Here is an 18014-nt window from a genome sequence, read left to right as displayed (position 1 = left end):
GTCGTGATGGTGGTGGTGATGGGTGTCGTGAGGGTCATCGTCGTCACCAATTCCCGCTGCCGGGCAGGCGGTAGCCCTGCGCGATGAGGTCGTCGAGGCAGGCGATGGGCGCGTGCGGGACGATCCGGCCGTCCGGGGCCTCGGCGAACACCTCGCTGGACAGCACCCGTCCGTCGACGCCGTTGACCTCGCGCACGGAGGTCACCATGCGCTGGAGCCGGCCGCCGGACTCGTACTCGTTGCGGCGCTGGATGAAGACGACGAAGTTCACCGCGCCGGCGATGAGCATCTGACTCGCCTCGATGGGCAGGCGTTCGGTCGCCTGGAGCGCGTACGTGGAGATGCGGTTGAAGACCTCACTGGAGCTGTTCGCGTGGATCGTGGACAGCGAGCCGTCGTTGCCCTGCGACATCGCGTTCAGCATCGTCACGATCTCGTCGCCGAGGACCTCACCGACGATGACGCGGGAGGGGTTCATGCGGAGCGAGCGGCGCACCAACTCGGCCATGGTGATGGCGCCTTGGCCCTCCGAGTTGGGCAGCCGCTCTTCGAAGGCCACGACGTTCGGGTGCAGGTCGGCGAAGGTGTCGAGGCCGAGTTCCAGGGCGCGTTCGACGGTGACGAGGCGCTCGTACGGCGGGATCTCGTTGGCGAGGGCGCGCAGCAGCGTCGTCTTGCCCGCGTTGGTCGCGCCCGCGATCATGATGTTCTTGCGGGCGCGGACGGCGCAGGCGAGGAAGTGCGCGACCTCGGGGGCCAGCGTGCCGTTGCCCACCAGGTCGGACATGAAGACCTTGCCCATACGGGCGCGACGGATCGACAGGGCGGGCCGGCGGGTGACGTCCATGACGGCGGAGAGCCGGGAGCCGTCCGGGAGGCGCAGGTCGAGCTGGGGGTTGGCGGAGTCGAAGGGGCGGGACGACAGGCCCGAGTAGGCGCCGAGGATCTGGATCAGCTCGATCAGTTCCTCGTCGTTCTCCGCGACGGGGTCGCCCGTGCTCTCCCGGCCGTCGGCGTATCCGATGAAGACCTGGTCGTACCCGTTGATGTCGATGTTCTCGACGTCCGTGTCGTCGAGCAGCGGCTGCAGACGCCCGACGCCGAACAGCGCGGCGTGCACGGCTGCCGCGTACTGCTCCTCGGTCTCGGCGTCGAGCGGGGTGCGGCCGAGGTTGATCTCGGTGCGGGCGTGGTCCTCGAGTATCTGGGCGATGACGGCGCGCGCGTAGTGACGCTCGTCCTCGTTGGACATCGGGGTGACGCCGCGGACCTGGTCCTCGCGCCGCTGCTCGGCGATGCGGTCACCGGCGTCCTGCCGGAACCGCTTGACGAGCTGGTGGTCGACCGCGGTCATCGCCCGGCTCCGGCGGCGGGCTGCCCGTGCGGCCCGGCCGATCCGTGAGGTCCGTCGGCCGGTACGGACCAGGCGGCGCCGTACTGCTGGTAGAGGTCCGCGGTGACCTTGCGGGCCGAGCGGATGAGCAGCGACTTGTCGAGGCGTCCGCGCCGGCGTCCGGCCAACTGCTCGGCTCCGGCCGGGTCGTCGGCGAGCGTCCCGACGACGCGCGCACCGGTCTGCGCCGCCACGAGCATGTCGTTGACCTGGTGGACGAGCTTGGCGGAGTCGCCCGGATCGGCGATGAGGACGACGCCGATGAACGGCGTGGCCATACCGGCGGCGCCGCGCGGGCCACCGTGCAGCTTGGCGGAGAGGGCCGCTGCGCGGTCGCGGACGCGCGCGATGGCCTCGGGCTCGGTGCGGGACAGCAGCAGCACCAGGGCGGCGTGCGGGAAGAGTTCGACTGCCGGGGTGTCTCCGCTGATCCGGCCGCAGTCGGCGATGACGTCGGCGGGCGCGTTCGGGGAGTCGGCGAGGTGGGCGAAGGCGCGGCCGAGGGTGGGCCAGAGCCCGGCGAGTCCGGCCGCCTGCTCGGCCATGCCGAGGCCGACGAGGACTTCGAGCCCGCCGCTCAACGGCTGTACGTGGTCCCAGAGTTGATCGGGCACGAGGCCGCGGCGCGCGGTGGCCGCTATCGACAGCATGCCGGTGTTGGGGTTCAGCGGGCCGCCGTGGGCCGCCGCGCTGCGGTACACGAGGTCACCGCCGGCCGGGTCGGTCTCGGCGAGCAGGACGCGGCGGGGCCAGACCGCGGAGAGTGCCACCGCGGCGGTGGTGACTCCGGGAGAGCCCTTGTCTGCGGCGAGGGCGATGAGCGCCATGACTGTCTACTCACTCGCCTCTAGTTGCCGGGAACGAGGACGAGGGCGACCTTGCCGGCCGACGAGGCCTGGGCGACAGCCGCGGCGTCCCCGATGTCCACGATGAGGGTGACCGGCAGGTTGGTACTGCTTATCGTCGCGTCCGAACTGGTCTTCACGGAGAGGACCTTGGCCTTCTCGACGATCGGACTGTCGTCCACGCCGGACGAGCTCGAACCGGAGGAGGCGGACGAACCCCGGCTGCTGGAGGTGTCGTCACCGACCCGGTAGACGGCGACGGTGTCACCGGTCTTCATGTCCGCCGGGTACTGGCCCTCCTTGAGGGAGACCCCCACGGAGGCCTTGCCGTCGGGAACGGTCGCGCCGTTGGAGAACATCTCACCGATGACGAGGGTCCCGGTGTAGATGGTGGACTTCGCCTTGAGCTTCTTGAGCGCGGCGAGCTGCTTCCACTTGACGTAGTTGATGCCGGCGTCGTCCGCGACCATCACCGACTCCACGTGGTTCCCCACGGAGTCACCGGCCTGGATGTCGCCGGTCACCTTCACGACCTCGACGCGGTCGCCGGCCCGCAGCACCAGCATGGTGGCGCCGAGAGCACCGACAAGGATGAGGAGGACGGCGAGTGCGGCCAGCGCGGGTTTGCGCTCGCGAGGCGGCGTGGGAAGACGGTCGCCCATCACCGGGTGAGCCGACGAGGCGGAACGGTTGTTGCCCGCCCCCGTACGCTCTTGGATCTTCACGCAACCGCTCCCCGTACACCCAAGAAAATGTCTGTCAATTCACGTGCCAAAATGGACACTTCGCCCCCGTGTCCCTTTACGGGACGTACCGCCCGACCTGGCCTGATAGCCAACGCTGGAGCGAGTGTCAGGCCATGGCACCGTATCAGCCGCGCATAAGCCCCTCAAGACGCGTCAAGACGCCCGAAGCACAGCCGACTCGACGTTACCGACGCGCAACCACAGCCCCACGGTTCCCTGTTGGCCCCGGCGATCACCGCCCCTCCGACCTGTGCGCCAGCGAATCCCCGACGCCCCTCCTCTCGACCCCCTCGTCACGGACTGTGCACGAGGCCTGCACGAGGTGCTCACGGCTGAGGTGGGAGGGGTGAGGGTTTCAGCCACACGAGCGACCCGCCACCCCCGGGGACAAGGCGACGGACAGCAGTGACCCCACCGGGGCGCAAACCGTCCACGACGTCAGAACCCCCACGGATGGGGATGGACCGGCAGCGACGGGTCCTCCGACCAGACGAGGCGGGATTCGACGTCCTCGCCGAGGAGTTCGGTGAGACGGTGGGCGGCCCAGCCGTTCCAGTAGATGCCGCCCCGGTACTCGGGCACGCGGAACGCCGCGAGGTGGGAGGGGAGCGCCTCCGGGCGGAAGACCGCCTTCGTGATCTCGCCGGTGGTCTTCTTCGGCCGGGACGACCTGCGGGTGTCCAGGCAGTCGACGATCCTCTCCACGAGATAGAGGACGTAGTCGTCGGGCCCGGCGGAATCGGCGCCGTCCGTCGTGACCGGAACGAAGCGGCCCGCTTCCGCGAGATCGTCGGCCAGCAGGCCGGCGACGCGCCCGCTCAGGACCGGAGCCCCCGGATACCCGCTCGGGAACTCGCCCCTGCGCCAGCCGGGATCGCCGTCCCACGTGCCGTCGAACGAGGTCGGCAGATCGGAATCGGCCCCGGTGATCTGCCAGCGGATGAGCTTCCTCAGCGAACTGCCCAGGAGCAGCGTCCTGAATTCGCCCATGCGCGGCAGCAGGCGGTACACGGAGCGCGCGTTCGAGCTGATGTCGGTCATTTACGGTGCCGTCCAGACTGCCGTCGGTGAAGGTACGCCGGTCGAGAGCTCTCCCTCGACCTGCCGCCCAATGGTGCGCAGCTCTCGCCGGAGTTCCGTCCGGATGGCCCGCACGCCGAAGCCGCGCGCCGTCCTGTCCTGCACCACTTGGTCCAGTCGCTGGTTCACGCGCTGCAGGAAGGGTTCGCGGTGGGTGAAGTTGTGCGGGCTCGGATGTCCCAGCGGGATGCCGTTCGCGGCATCGTTGATGTCGACGCCATACCTGTCCAGCAAGGCACGGCTTCTGGCTCCCGGCACCCAGTGCCCCGCGGTGCCTCCGGACGGGACGAGGTGGGCGGCCGCCTGTCCGCGGCTCACCGGACGCCCCTCGCGCCGCATGTTCCTGCGCAGCCGCCTGGCGTTCTGCCGACAGGTCAGCAGGCCGAGGTAGTCGATCCACAGGAGCGGGTCGAGAACGTAGCCGCGCGGGTTGGGTCCGGCGTCCATACCCAGCGGGTCCGGGCTGAGATAGGTCGCGGTGGCCGGGTCGTAGTGCCGGAAGTAGTTGTAGTGGAGTTCGGTCTCGGGGTCGTAGTACTGGCCGGGGAAGCGGAGTGGTGTCCCGGTCCCGGCGCCCTCGCCGCAGGTGGTGAGGCCCCAGAGCGTCGCGGATGCCGTCCAGTCGACCGCGCCGTCCTCCGAGACGAGCTCGGTCGGCGTGCCCACCAGGTCGGTGACGATGGCGTGGAAGCGTTCGTCGAAGCGCTGCTGCCGGCCGCCCGCCGCGGCGCGGCGTTCCGTCTGAGCGAGCGGGCGGACACCGTCCCGGTCCCAGGTGAGGGTGACCTCTTCCGTACCGCCGGCGGTCCGGGTGGTCTGCTCGACGAGGTGGGGGCCGTCCCACGTGAAGACCGTCTCCTCCATGACGGTCACGCCGTCCCGGCCCAGGCGCCGCTTCGCAACCCGGCGGCCCATCGGGTCGTAGAGGTAGCGCCAGACCGTTCCGTCGGGGGTGATCACCGAGGTCAGGCAGTCCTCGGCGTCCCAGGTGTAGCGCCAGACGTCGGGTTTGCGGGACAGCCGGACCCTGCGCCGCAGGACGACCCGGCCCGCGGCGTCGTACTCGTAGTGGACGGAGCCGGCGCGTGTGACGCGGTTGCCGGCATAGGCGCGCTCACCGCGCGCGCCGGGGGCCGGCAGCGCGTCCGGCCACTCGGCCCGTGTCTGGTTGCCGACCTCGTCGTAGGCGTAGGACTCGGTCCAGTCCGCGGCGCGCACGCCGGTCACCCGTCGCGCGCCGTCCACGTCGAAGGTGCGCCGGCCCCGCACGGAGTCGTCCAGCGAGGCGACGCTGCCGTCGGCCCGGTAGGAGAAGGCTTCCCGCTTCAGGGATCTGCTTCCCGCGGTCAGCGTGCGGCCGGTGAGCCGGTCGTCGGTGTCCCACGTCTGGGTGAGGTGGATTCCGTCCTCGGCGCCGACGTGGCGGGCCACCTCCCGGCCGAGGGGGTCGTACGCGGAGGCGAGGCGGCGGCCACCGGTGCTGAGCAGGGTGCGGTTGCCCGCGGCGTCGTAGGCGTACGACGCGGTGGCACCGGTGGGTGTGGTCCGCCGGACGGGACGGCCGAGTCCGTCGTAGGCCGTTGTCAGCGTGCGGCCGTCGGCCTCCTGCCCGGTGAGACGGCCGGTCGCGTCGTACGCGAAGGCCAGGGTGGCGTCGGGGCCGGTGGCTCGAAGGAGGCGGCCGTTCACGTCGTGCGCGAAGACGGTCGTCCTCCCGTCGACCGTCTTCCCGGTCGTGTTGCCGACGAGGTCGTAGGCGTAGGCCGTCTCCTGCCCCAACGGGTTCCTGATACCGAGAAGTTGACCGGCGCCGTCGTACGTGTAGTGGAGGGTCCGGTCGTCGAAGTCGGTCTCCGCCGCGAGGTTGCCGACGGCGTCGTAGACGTACTCCCAGGTCAGCCCGCGTGGATCGGCGATCCGGGTGAGCCGCAGTTCGGTGTCGTGGGTGAACGTGTGGCGAACGCCGTCGGCGGTGGTCCGTGTCTTCATCAGGTCGAAGGCACCGTAGGTGTACCGGGTCACCCGGCCGAGGACGTCGGTGTGCGTGAGGCAGTTGCCTTCGCCGTCGTACGTCCACGACTCGGTACTCCCGTCCGGATCGGTACGCCAGGCCTCGTGCCCCTCGACGGTCCAGCCGAAGGAGGTGGTCGCGCCCAGCGGGTCGGTGAGCGCCCTGTGCCGACCGAAGCCGTCGTACGCGACCCGCGTCTCCGCCCCGAGCGGATCGACCGCCGAAAGGGGCTGGCCCGCCGCGTTGTTGACGTACCTCTGGACCGCACCCAGCGGATCGGTGAGCGTGGCGAGGGCGCCGGTCACGTCGTGCGTGAAGGTGGCGACGGCACCCGAGGGGTCCGTCACCGAGACACAGTTGCCCCGCTCGTCCCACTCCTGCCGCGTGACCGTCCCGTCGTAACCGGTCGTGCGCACGGGGAGGTTGAGATCGTTGAACACGGTCGACGACGTGGACCCGTCCGGCAGGGTCACGGAAGTGAGGTTGCCGGCGCTGTCCCAGTCCAGCCTCAGCGTGCGGCCCAAGGGGTCGGTACGCGCCGTCAGTTGGTCGCGGTGGTTCCACTCCTGGACGGTCGTACCGCCCAATGGTCCGGTCTCGGCGATCAGCTGGTAGGCGTCGTTGAACTCGTACGTGGTGACGTGACCGAGCGAGTCGACGACCGTGGTGCTGCGCGCCGCGTCGTCGTACCTGAACGTGTAGTCGAGGACACCGTCCACTCCGCGTCCGGCCACGCAGCGGCCGGCCTCGTCGTACACGAAGCGGTACCGGACCCCGTTGCGGTCCTCCCAGCCGGTCACCCGGTGCTGATCGTCGTAGCTGAAGGACAGCGGAAGACCGGAGGAGTTCCGGACCTCCGCCAGGTCGCCCCGCTCGTCGTAGGCGTACCGGACCAGCGGGGGCCGCTCGGGATGGCTGTTCAATGCCAGCTCGACAATGCGCCCACCCTCGCACGTCACGCCGATGCGGTAGCCGCCGTGGTGGATGATCTCGGCCGGTGTGCCGTCGACGGCGTACGAGACCTCGATGGCGTTGCCGTTGCGGTCGGCGATCCGGGCGAGGGCCAGTTCGGATGGCGACCGGTCGGGCAGTGCCCGGAAATGGAGCGTGTGCCCCGTCTCGGGTCGGTACACGGCCAGGTCCCCACCGTCCCAGCGCAACGGCCAGTACGGGCCTTCCACCGGCAGAACGGGCACGTCGGGTTCCGGCACGGGATACGTGAGAACCATGCCGTCGTCGACGACGAACCGGGCGCCCGTCGCGTCGAGCAGCAGACGCTGGTCGAGCGTCGACGTCCAGCCGCGTCCGAGCAGGCGGCCGCTGTGGACCCCGGTCCGGTGATGACGCTCGAACAGCATGGGCAGCATGCCGTCCAGGGAGACGTCGGCCGCCGACATCACCATCTGCCCGGTGGCCATGTCGATCGGATCGCCACGGGTGACGAGCTTCTTCATCTGGCGACCGAGGTTCTTCATCCGGGGGCCGAGTCCCCGGAGGCTCATGGCCATGCCCTTGAGGCCGGTCTTGCCGAAGCCCTTGAGCCCCTTGGCAAGCTTGCCGAAGCTCGTGATCCCCTTGCCACCGGGTATGCAGTCCAGCGCGGCGAAGGCCACATCCCATAGGGACGCCTGCCCCTTGGAGTACTTGTAGAGGGTGTCCGCCAGGACGACCAGGGCGGCGACCAGCAAGATCGCACCGAGGATCGGCCCCCCGACGATCATCGCGATGATGCCCAGAACCGCGACCACGACCTTGCACACCGCGACGATGGTGTCCCAGTTGTCGGAGAACCAGTCCCCGACCTCCTCCCACCACTTCCGGTTGTGGATCCCCGCATCCGACGCCTCATCGATCTTCGACTTCGCGTCCCGCGCCGCCTCCTCCCGCATCGACCGGGCATCCGTGGCCATCTTCTTCGCCGCGTCCAGCGCGTTGCTCGCCGTCGTCACATCCGACTGAGCGCTGTCGTGCGCGGACTTCGCGTGCTGGGCATCCCGGGTAGCGGCCCGCACCTTCGCCTCGTCCGGCTTCTCGGCACCGCTCTTGCTGCCGGTCGGATCGTCCTTGTACTTGTCCGCTTCCCTACCGGCCCGCGTCACCCACGAATCAGCCGACGACAGACGCGACTTCGCCGACGTCAGATCGGCCTGCGCCTCCCGCCCCTTCGCCAAAGCCTTGTCCGCCAGCGCCTGCGCCCGCTCCAACTTCGGCCAGTACGCGGCAAGGGCGTCCCCCGCCATCTCGTACGACTTCTTCAACTTCTTCAACTGCTTCGGCACACCGGCGAACTCGTCCTGAAACGCCTTCGCCGACTTCCCCGCCCACTGCAGAACCGTGTCCTCGTCCGCCATCCCCTTGATCAGACGAAGCGCATCCCCCACATCATCAGCGAAGTCATGCAAAGACCCCGACAGATGCCGCACCCGATCCGGATCACCCGGCGTCGGATCCCTCTCCAGATCCAACACATGCCAGTCACCCGGCCGATTCCCCGCCATGCCGCAACCCCCGAAACAGCAACACCAACAACAGCACCAACGACAACACCCGTACGCATGAGCGAAGTTACTGGATGCGTGCGAGGCGAGGAAGGGACGCGGGGGCGCACCCGGTCATGGGCCCGGGGGGGGGTGGCGGCCGGGGCGCTACGCCGCGAAGCGGAAGGTCGAGGTGATGGCGTCGAAGATGTCGAAGAAGGAGTCCGCGAGGTCGAGGACCTGGCTGCTGCCGGCGACGAGCGCGACCTTGCCCTGCTGGCCGGGCACGGGGATGAACGTCTGCATGAGGACCGCCCGGATCGTGCGCTGAAGGGCGTCGTCGGGTACCGCGATGTCCTCGATGCCGTACGTCCGCGCGGCGGGACCGACGCCGGGTATCTCGACCGTCGTCACCTTGCGCCAGGCGTCCCCCTCCTTCTTGGCCTCCCGCGCGGCGAGTTGGCCCGCGATGACCTGCGGGTCGGTGGACAGGGGCTCTCCGGTCTGCGAACGCCCGCCGACGATCGACACGGTGACCGAGCCGGTGATCGGGGTGTCGCCGCCGAAGGACTCGGCCATGCAGCCGCAGTACAGGGCACCGGACTTCCAGGCGTCACCGGCGGCCTTGCGCAGGAAGGCGGTGTAGGTGTCACGGTAAGGCGCCAACTCGGGCCGCTCGTCGATCCGTTCGCCGACCATCCGCCGGATCGAGTCGTCCCGCGACTCCGGCCGCACGTCGAACTCCCACCACGACTCCGGCACCTTGATCCGGAATCCGCCGCGCTCGACGGTGAGCGTCTCCATGTAGCGGGCCATGGCTGTGTCCCCCGGGGTCGTGGTTCGCGCTTCGTAGTGCGTCGCTATCGGTTGCCGTTCGCCACTCTGTTCGGGCCGGCGGCTTGGGTCAGGGTACGAGGTGAGGGACCGGGCGGGGGCGGCAGGCGCGACGGGTGGCCTTCCGGAGGGGCGGCTGTGACGTAGCTCGCGCTAACGCGCGCGAAGGGTGCCGGGGGTCACGCAGAGGTGCAGGGGCGCCCGGCTCGGCCCATTCGCCCGTGTCGAGAACGTGGCGGATCTGTGGAGGGATCCCGCAGTTGACGTACGGGGATCCGATCGGGGCGAGGAGGGTGTCCCATTCACCGCAATTTCTCCATAAGCATCCCCATCCTCGGGGAAGTACCTCCTGGCGAAACCGACAGCCCCACGGATACCGTCATTGCCCTTGACTGACTTGACTGAACTGATGTCTCACGGGGAGTCCACTGTGAAGCGCCGCTCTTTGCCCGTTGCTGCCGCGTTCGCCGCGACCACGGCACTCCTGCTGACAGCCTGCGGCAGCGGGGACGACAGCCCGAAGGGGAACGACAAGATCGCGGGGGCGGGTTCCGGCTCCTCCACGACGTCGGCGTCCCCGACCGCGAGCCCAGAGGGTTCGGCCCAGCACCCCAAGGTCACGCTTCCCGGCGACCTCACCAACGACTTCGACGACTGGAAGACGGGCGACGCCGCGAAGGACGCCGTACTGGCTGACGCGTCCCGCCGGATCGACGCCCTGGACTACGCCATCACCCAGGGCGACGCGGACGAACCCGTGCTCGGCTTCTACTACAAAGGCGACGCCCTGGTCGGGGCATCCCAGTGGGTCAAGGGATTCGTGGAAGCCAAGAAGTCCATGACCGGTGACACCCGCTACTTCCGGCCCCGCCTGAATGTCTACGCGAAGGACAAGGCGACACTCTCCTACTGCTCGTTCGAGGGAAAGGCCTTCGCCAAGGACTTGAAGACCGGCAAGGCCGACAAGACACCGGTGACCGACAAGTCCTACCTGCTCTACGTCACTCGGCTGGAGAAGAGCGACAAGGGCGTTTGGCAGACCGCCGTTCTCAACTCCGAGAGGGCCAACTCCGCGTGCACGCCGTGACTCTCTCTCGTTCGGCCGTCATGACCGCCTGCCTCGCAGCTGTCTCAGCGCTCCTCGCGCCCGCCGCGTACGCCGACGTGGATGTCGGCGCGGGCCACGAGGGAGCCGACACGAAACAGCAGGGCTCGCGCGACGGGCACTCTCTGGCATCGCGCATCACGTTCAGGGGTGGCACAAAGGAAAGCGGTGGCCGGTCGACCGGAGGCCTCACCCCTGTCGGAAACTGGACGCCGCCGGCTTGCTGGTACGAGCCCTACTCCGTGGCCGAGTTCGCGAAGAACACGGAGGAGGGGTACAGCCTCGTCGCCGACGACCCCAGGCAGCCCAGCTACGCGAAGAGCTCTGTGGCCCAATTCCGTTCCTACTACAAGGACGGCGAGTACAAGGACTACAACAAGGAAAAGGCCGACGAGGGCAACTGGTGGGTCGCGACACGGGACCCGGATCGATGGCTGACCCCTGAGGCACAACAATGCGACAGGCAGCCGTTCTGGGTCGACAACGGTGCCACTCCACCCGTGGAGAACGCGGTCACCCCCGAAATCCTCGCCCAGCTCGCATACAACCGCGTCAGCGTCCCCGACACGCGCGTCACCATGGCTCCCGAAGGCACGACAAAGGTCAATCTGCCGACGTGGGCGTGGTTGGACAAGGCGACGTTCAAGGACGTGTCCGTCACGGCGTCGCTCAACGTCAATGGCCTTGACATCCAGGCCACCACGACGGCAAAGCCGGTGTCCCTCAAACTCGAACCGGGCACGAGCGACGCCGAGACCTACCCCGCGGGTGGCGAATGCCGGATCAACGGTGACGGCTCGATCGGTGAGGCGTTCACGCGGGGCGATGCGGACAGGACTCCGACGTGCGGGATCAAGTACCTGCGGTCTTCGGGCGCCTCCGCGTACAAGATGCGCGCGACCATCACCTGGCAGATCGACTGGACCGGCAGCGGTGGCGCGGGTGGCGACCTGCCCGACGGCACCTTCGGAACGACCCAGGACGTGACCGTCCAGGAGATCCAGTCCGTCAACCGCTGACAGGAGCACAGTCCTCGGCTCCGGGCCGACCAGCCGAGGCGAAACCAGAGTCACCGGCCCGAGAACTCCTCATGGCCCATCCACTCGGCTCATCCCCCACGGGAAGCGCCACCGTGGTGCGCCTTTCGTTTCGCGATCCGAAATCACGAAGCGATCGACGCACCACCAAGTCCAGGCAAATGCAGACCCATGCACCTCTCAGGGAAGACCGCTCCCTGCCCCTCACTGGCACCCCGTTGACGCCAGTAAGTAGGATCGCTGCGGTGATCGCCACATCCGAAGGGGTCGGGTCCTCCTGACACCTCCGCCTCAGATCTGCGCGGACCTCTCCCGGCGATCCCTTCACGGACGCAACGGGGGCGAAACATCGTGAGTGACCTACGGCTCGAAGGAACGATCTTCGAGGACCTACGCAAGACGTTCTCCACGGTCACCGACCGGATGGACTCGGCGCGCCGCACCCTTCGTGGCGCCGACGGCTCGGTCGTCGGCGACAGCGGGCTGGTGGACGACGTGCACGATTTCGCGGGTGACTGGGGCTACGGGATCAAGCAGCTCGGGAAGCACACGCAGGGCGCGGTCAAGATGATCGACAAGATCGGCAAGTCCTTCGAGAAGCTGGACCTGGACCTCGCGGAGTCCCTCAAGGCTCCGAAGAAGAAGGGGCACTGAGGCGACGATGGCACAGCGTTCTTTCCCCCACATAGGCTGGGATCCAACTCCCGGCGACGTCGAGCAGACTCGAGAACTGGCGAAGAAACTCGGCGGACTGGCAGGCGAGTTGGGGACGGCTCTGCGCGAGCTGCAACAGATCGAAGTGGGCGCCTGGAAGGGCAAGACCGCCATCGCCTTCAGCGAGCACATATCCACCGATGTGACGCCGCTGATCAAGAAGAGCCACGACTCCTTCGACAAGGCAGCACGGGCCCTGCATCGCTGGTCGGGACAGCTGAGCGATTTCCAGGTCGAAGCCGACCGACTGGAGAAGGAAGCCGGGGACAAGCTCGACGCCAAGGCCGATGCCCAGCAAAAGGCCGACCAGAAGGGTGACGGCAAAGGCAGCGACGAACTCGGGAAGGCCTCGGGCCAGGTCGACGCCGTCATCACCAAGGTCCACGACCTCGAAGACCGCTACAAGAAGGCCGCGGGACTCATCGGCAAGGACCTCGACAAGGCCGCCGACATAGCGCCGGACGAGCCCGGGTTCTGGGACAAGCTGGGCGACGGCATCGCGGATGCCTGGAACGGAACCGCGGACTGGGTCGCAGACCACGCCGACCTGATCAAGGAGATCGGCGACGTTCTCAGTGACATCACCACCGTCCTGGGCGTCCTCGCCATCATCACGCTGCCCTTCGAACCTCTCGGAGCCATCTTCGGCGCCGCGGCCCTGCTGACCAGCGGACTTGCCCTGCTCGCGCACGGAGTGGCCATGGCGGGCGGTGCGGACGTGAGCTGGCTGACGATGGGAACCGACGCTCTCGGACTCCTTCCCGGGATCGGGATGTTCGGAAAGGGGGCGAAGGTGGCCAGTGAGACGTTGGCCGCGGAACGCATTGCCGAATTCGGCAAGGGCTTCGCGGTCTCTCCCATCTCTTCCTCGTTCAATTTCATGGCTACTGGCGAGATGGCGGGTGCCGTCAAGGGAGGTCTCGGCTTGTTGGGCAGGAAGGTCGTCCTCGGGGGCACTGCCGAGAAAATCGCCCTTCTCAGCAGTGAGAGCGGAACGATGAACCGGCTGGCAGGTCTCGCAGAGGCCGGCTATCACCAGGGGCAGTGGCTCGGCACCAAGGGGGCAGCCCTTCTGGGAGAACGGTTCACAATCGATCCGTTGAGCAAACTTGGCAGAGGGATCGATGTCGCTGGCAAGGTACTTCCCAAGGGAATCAGCATCGGGCTGCACAGTGGCGAGTCCACCGACCCCGGTGACCGTCTCCACCAATCCGCCGCCGCACACTGAGGCTCGACACTGATGACGATCTGGCAACCTGACCCAAACGAGACACTGATCGCACGGTCCGCGGTGAGCTTCGCCACCGGAGCTGCAACGCCCGTGGCGGATATGCGTTGGTTCCGGGACACCGAACGGCGGGACATCCAAGGCGATCTGGCGGGCTGGCCGGAGGGGCCGCACTTCACCGTCCGGGGCAAGAACGACCGTCGGCTGCGCAAGGGGGCAAAGTTCGGAGCGGGTCTGCTTCTGGTTGCGACGCTCGGCGTCCTCGAATCCCTAGCCGGCTCGGGCAGCACGGGCAATGTCGCGAAACTCGGCACCCCGGAAGACCCGGAGAACGAGGTTGAGGACTTCCCCGTCATGTGGGCGGCGCCAGGCACCCTCGCCCGGGCTCTTCCCTGGCAGCTCGATCCAGGCAGACGGTCCGAAACAGATCGTACGCACATGGTCGTCACGGACCGTCGCACTCTCGTCCTGGGACTGCTGGACAACCAGGAGGATCCCTACGACCAGGTCCTCTGGGAGACCGAGCGGACAAACATCGCTGCGGCAACCCGTAAAGACTTCGGCAGGTACGACAGAGACTTCACCCTCACGTTCAATGACGGATCCTGGTGTCGACTCTCGGGGCAGAACAGCGACTGCCGCAACAGCGTCACCCGCGCTTTGGAGGATCCTCTTCCCTTGATGGATCCAGCGGACCTCACTCCCGGCCAACAACGAGCCGTACGCAAGCTCCTCGAAGGTAAGGAGCCGGGGGGGAGCCTGCAGATCTACCGGCGCCCGAGCGGCAATGTCTATGTGACCTACAGGCTGTACGACCGTGTTCACCCCACCTACGGCGTCAGCAGCGAAGCGTTCAAGTTGATGGACCCGGACGGGGAGAACGCCCGATTCCACAAGGGCGACATCTGACCGGAAGGGAAATTCGATCCTCTATGTCCACACCTGCCATATCTGTCCTGTCCGTGCTCGACGACGTGCCGCCGCTCGCATTCACCACTCCCGAAGGGTTCTTCAGTCTGCCTCTGGCGGCGACGCCGGAGGACCGCGCCGCCCTCTCCGCGTCGTTCGTGCGAGAGCTCTACTCTCGCGGCGACGAGGCATTGTGGGACCCTGCGGCCCCGTATTACGCAGCTCTCGCAGAGCAGTTGGCGCACACCGGGATCTCGTACTCCGCCATGGGCCTTTTCTCCACCGAGGACGGGGGTGTGGTCCAGTGCGCCCTCACGGTGGCCGCGGTGGAGACGCAGCAGAGCGATCCCGAGATCGCGGCGCACGGCATTCTCACCGCGTTCAGCGGCGACCCACGCCGTGACGCCCGATGGCTCGACCTACCCTGCGGTCCGGCGGTCTCGTGCGTAACCATGCGGGAGGTGACACTCTCACCGGAGATCACTGCCAGTGGTGCCGAGGAACGGCTCCTCACCGGGCAGATCCAGGTGCAGGTGCCGTTCCCGACAGGCCCCTACACGGCGGTGTTCACCCTGGACACCGCGTCCACCGAGTACTGGGGCGAGTTCTGCGATCTGTTGATCGCCGTCCTGCGGACGGTGTCATTCGGCGACCCCGCCACCGACGCCTCTGACCCGGCATCATGACGGCGGCCACTCCAGCCGAGCCGCAACCGCACTCTGAAGACACGACCCGGATGACCACCTGGCACCCCTCCCCCGGCGAGACTTCCCTGGCCCGGACCCCGGGGCGTTTCGCGACCGGCTCGGACAGGGCTGTCTCCGGTATGCGCTGGTTCAGGGACACACGCCGCGACGACATCCAGAAGGACCTGGCCGGGTGGCCCGAAGGGCCGGCCTTCACCGTCCTCTCCAGGTCCGAACGGCGTGCCCGCGCGGTCGGAGCGTTCGGCGCCCGGCTCGCCGCTCTCGTCGTCCTGGCGGCGGTGGAGGTCCTGGCAGCGGCCGGGAGCGTCGGCAGCGGCCCAACGGGCGCCGGACGCTCACGCGACCGGGAGAACGAGGTCGACGACTTCCCGGTCATGTGGGCGGACCCGGGAACGCTCGCCCGCACCCTCCCGTGGCAGCTCGATCCGAGCCGGTGTCCTGAGAACTACCGCACCCACATCGTCGTCACAGACCGCCGCCTGCTCGTCGTCGGCTTCCCCGACGACGACACCACGCGGGACGAAGTTCTCTGGCAGACGGACCGGGACAACATCGCGAACGTCGAGCGCCGGACCTTCTCCAAGGTGGGCCTCGAAGCAGTGATCACCTTCACCGACGGCTCGTGGTGCAGACTCGCCCCGCCGGAGACCGACCGCCACTGGGAGGTGCTGCGCCACCTCTCCTACGCGTCAGAACATGTTCCGTACGAAGAGCTGACCTCCGGGCAGCAGGAAACCGTCACGGCCTTTTCCGTCGTACGTCCCTCCGGCCGCGCTGTCGTGACACGACGCCCCAGCGGAAACTTCACGATCGAAGTGGCGTACGGGCCCCTTCCCGACCCACGCGGCGGCAGCGACCCCAGGGTCAAGGTCATGGGACCTGACGGCGAGCACGTGAATTTCGAGCCGGGCGATCTCTGAGACATCCCGACGACGTCTCCCTCGTCAACGCCCGACGCGGGGCGAGCCGGCCGTCTCCCCCTCGACCGCGCTCACCGGCCCGCCGTCACCGTGACCGATTCCGCGAGGTCGTCCGTCAGCGTGCACAGCGCGTCGGTGTGGGCCGGCGCGCGCCAGGACGCGAGCAGGACGAGGCCCCACTTCTCGTCCGGGCAGATGCCGTAGGCGCAGGTCTCCAGGATGGTGCCCGTTCCGTCCCGGTCGGGTTCCTGGACGTAGGCGTGCCGGACGCGGACGGCGGGTCCGATGGGCAGGGTGCGTCGCTCGGCCTCGGGCGGGCGGAACGAGTTGCTTGTCGGTGTGGCCAGATAGCGGTGCAGGAGGTCCACCGTCACCGCGGGGTACGTGTCGTCGGCGACCAGGGCCGAGAGTTCGACGCGGGCCAACTCCCCCAGCCGGGGCTCGGGTACGTACGAGAGCGCGACGATCGGGGCGCGGGTGCGGGCGTCGGCCGCCGCCTCGCCCAGTTCGAGCGCGAGCGCCTCGGTCAACCGGGCGTCGGCATCGTGGCCGGCCCGGAGGCGGGCGGCTTCCTGAGCCCAGGAGCCCAGATCGACCGCACCGCGCACGGGCAGGGACACAGCGCCGTCCGGCGCCTTCATGTGGACGACGGAGTCGGCGTACGCGGGCATCAGGCCATCCACTGGAGGGTGCTGGCGATCGAGTCGAAGTGCTCGTCGCAGGATGCTCATGCCCAGTGCAACGTCCCAGCCACCGCGTCGAACAGCTCCACCATGCGGTCGGCCAGTGGGTCGACGGGGGTGGAGAAGTTGAGCAGCAGCCACCGCTTCGACGCCGGGACCTGCACGTAGTAGGTGAGGCTGGTGGTGGGAAGGGTGTTGCCCATCTGCGCTTGGGGATCAGGGGCTTCCCGGTGACGGTGGCGCACGGTGGTGCCCCCCATCTCCAGTCCCACCACATCGAGTTCGGCGTCCGCTCCGAGGTCCCCGCCGGCCAGATACTCCGCCAGTTCGTCCGCGTCCGAGCATTCCGGCCACTCGTCCGGGGCCGGGAGGCTGATGAGCAGCGAGGAAGCCAGCGGGACGGGGCCGATCGTGAGTGTGGAGAGGTACAACTCGATGCCGCCGACCTGGTAGGCGTCCTTCGCCTTGCGCTGGAGGTCCCGCATGAACTGATCCCGGAGATGGGGCGCGTTGTCCACCCCGCGGAACGTACGGTCGGCCAGCGCGACGATGCCGCGGTCACGGGCGTCGGGGTCGAGGACGAGCTGGAACCAGCCGTCCGGTACGACGACGTTGTAGTCCGTCGGAGGGGAGGTGAACTCCGCGGCCCGCTTCACGCGGTGTCTCCGGGGACGACCGGTTCGCCGTCTTCCGCGGCGAGTGGAGCGATCCGCATCGTCTGCACGGCTTCGTCGGCGAGCTCGGTGATGTCCTCCGTACGAGCGACCGCCTCCCAGGTGACCGTCACCACGATGAGGCTCTTCATCCCGGGCGGCAGAACGGCGTACCTGATGAACTCGGTGAGCTTGCGGCCGAAGCCGAACATCCGCTTCACCTCGAGCATCGCCTGCACCCGCACAGCGGGACCCGCGGGCAGGTCCAGGTACTCGACCTGCGCTTCGCCCGCGATCTCCCCGTTCGCCCATTCCAGGAGGACGGGCTGGAACTCTTCGCGCGACGGACGCTCGACCCCTTCGTCTCCGTACGAGTCGACCATCAGGTTGGCGAGGGCTTCGCCCTTCTCGGTGTAGTACGCCGCCGCGAGCGTCGGAACGTCCTCGTTGAGGTCGACGGCGCGTTCGACCATGTCGTCGAAGACAGCACTGTTCTCGATCTCGAGTCCGAGCGGGTTCAGGCTGTTCACGACCTGAGTGGCCAGTGCCTTCGCCTCGGCCCTGGTCCCCTCGCGGAGCGTCAGGTCGACCCACCCGGGTTGGAATTCGAAGCTGCACTCGAAGTCCTCGACCAGGGGAGCGGGATCGTCCTGTGCGGTCATGTCGTTCCTT

The 18014-nt window shown here is 68.2% G+C and carries 16 protein-coding genes; 7 read left to right on the top strand and 9 right to left on the bottom strand.

The features are described 5' to 3' along the window. Window positions 1-43: 43 nt before the first annotated feature. The 6 genes from ACIRQH_RS35900 to ACIRQH_RS35875 all read right to left on the bottom strand — a co-directional run bounded on the left by ACIRQH_RS35900 (window position 44) and on the right by ACIRQH_RS35875 (window position 9368). Window positions 44-1354, bottom strand: a complete 1311-nt coding sequence (locus tag ACIRQH_RS35900) for an ATPase, T2SS/T4P/T4SS family (protein WP_358818375.1) — start codon at window positions 1352-1354, stop codon at window positions 44-46. Further along, complete coding sequence (locus ACIRQH_RS35895; protein WP_358818374.1) at window positions 1351-2220, bottom strand: hypothetical protein; 870 nt, start codon at window positions 2218-2220, stop codon at window positions 1351-1353. The genes ACIRQH_RS35900 and ACIRQH_RS35895 overlap by 4 nt, the downstream gene beginning before the upstream one ends. A 20-nt stretch (window positions 2221-2240) precedes the next feature. Beyond that, a complete protein-coding gene (locus ACIRQH_RS35890; protein WP_404229221.1) occupies window positions 2241-2963 on the bottom strand; it encodes a hypothetical protein in 723 nt (240 codons plus the stop codon). 459 nt (window positions 2964-3422) lie between these two features. Continuing rightward, window positions 3423-4025, bottom strand: a complete 603-nt coding sequence (locus ACIRQH_RS35885) for a hypothetical protein (RefSeq protein WP_388874728.1) — start codon at window positions 4023-4025, stop codon at window positions 3423-3425. After that, entirely contained in the window at window positions 4026-8573 is a 4548-nt protein-coding gene (locus ACIRQH_RS35880; protein ID WP_404229218.1) for a DUF6531 domain-containing protein, read from the bottom strand. Window positions 8574-8720: 147 nt separating this feature from the next. After that, on the bottom strand, window positions 8721-9368 hold the full coding sequence (locus ACIRQH_RS35875) for a hypothetical protein (RefSeq protein WP_388933940.1): 648 nt from the start codon (window positions 9366-9368) through the stop codon (window positions 8721-8723). Window positions 9369-9816: 448 nt separating this feature from the next. Here ACIRQH_RS35875 and ACIRQH_RS35870 point away from each other — a divergent pair, with 448 nt between their 5' ends. From ACIRQH_RS35870 to ACIRQH_RS35840, 7 genes are all read left to right on the top strand, one after another. Beyond that, window positions 9817-10473 (top strand): hypothetical protein, encoded by a 657-nt coding sequence (locus ACIRQH_RS35870; protein WP_358818369.1) that lies wholly within the window; start codon window positions 9817-9819, stop codon window positions 10471-10473. Window positions 10474-10733: 260 nt separating this feature from the next. Beyond that, on the top strand, window positions 10734-11510 hold the full coding sequence (locus ACIRQH_RS35865) for a hypothetical protein (RefSeq protein ID WP_404229215.1): 777 nt from the start codon (window positions 10734-10736) through the stop codon (window positions 11508-11510). A 369-nt stretch (window positions 11511-11879) separates the two neighbouring features. Continuing rightward, window positions 11880-12182 (top strand): hypothetical protein, encoded by a 303-nt coding sequence (locus tag ACIRQH_RS35860; RefSeq protein WP_404229212.1) that lies wholly within the window; start codon window positions 11880-11882, stop codon window positions 12180-12182. 7 nt (window positions 12183-12189) lie between these two features. Then, window positions 12190-13470, top strand: coding sequence for an enoyl-CoA hydratase/isomerase family protein (locus ACIRQH_RS35855; protein ID WP_404229209.1), 1281 nt, complete (start codon window positions 12190-12192; stop codon window positions 13468-13470). Window positions 13471-13482: 12 nt separating this feature from the next. Further along, the gene (locus ACIRQH_RS35850; protein ID WP_404229207.1) at window positions 13483-14379 is read left to right on the top strand and encodes a hypothetical protein; all 897 of its coding nucleotides are present in this window, start codon (window positions 13483-13485) and stop codon (window positions 14377-14379) included. A gap of 53 nt (window positions 14380-14432) precedes the next feature. Continuing rightward, window positions 14433-15065, top strand: a complete 633-nt coding sequence (locus tag ACIRQH_RS35845; RefSeq protein ID WP_404229205.1) for a hypothetical protein — start codon at window positions 14433-14435, stop codon at window positions 15063-15065. A 50-nt stretch (window positions 15066-15115) separates the two neighbouring features. Next, window positions 15116-16006, top strand: a complete 891-nt coding sequence (locus ACIRQH_RS35840) for a hypothetical protein (protein ID WP_404229203.1) — start codon at window positions 15116-15118, stop codon at window positions 16004-16006. Between the two features lie 71 nt (window positions 16007-16077). On the opposite strand, the gene ACIRQH_RS35835 is transcribed toward ACIRQH_RS35840, so the two are convergent. From ACIRQH_RS35835 to ACIRQH_RS35825, 3 genes are read right to left on the bottom strand one after another with little or no spacing between them, the layout of a single operon-like run. Continuing rightward, a complete protein-coding gene (locus tag ACIRQH_RS35835; RefSeq protein WP_404229201.1) occupies window positions 16078-16677 on the bottom strand; it encodes a hypothetical protein in 600 nt (199 codons plus the stop codon). Window positions 16678-16733: 56 nt separating this feature from the next. Then, a complete protein-coding gene (locus ACIRQH_RS35830) occupies window positions 16734-17345 on the bottom strand; it encodes a hypothetical protein (RefSeq protein ID WP_404229198.1) in 612 nt (203 codons plus the stop codon). After that, window positions 17342-18004 carry a hypothetical protein gene (locus ACIRQH_RS35825; protein WP_358818360.1) on the bottom strand — a complete coding sequence of 221 codons (663 nt, stop codon included), beginning with the start codon at window positions 18002-18004 and terminating at the stop codon, window positions 17342-17344. The genes ACIRQH_RS35830 and ACIRQH_RS35825 overlap by 4 nt, the downstream gene beginning before the upstream one ends. Window positions 18005-18014 lie beyond the last annotated feature (10 nt).

Source organism: Streptomyces sp. NPDC102279, assembly GCF_044766365.1.
Lineage (GTDB): Bacteria > Actinomycetota > Actinomycetes > Streptomycetales > Streptomycetaceae > Streptomyces.
Note: the sequence above shows the minus strand (reverse complement) of the source record. Positions and strands in the feature narration are given on the sequence as shown.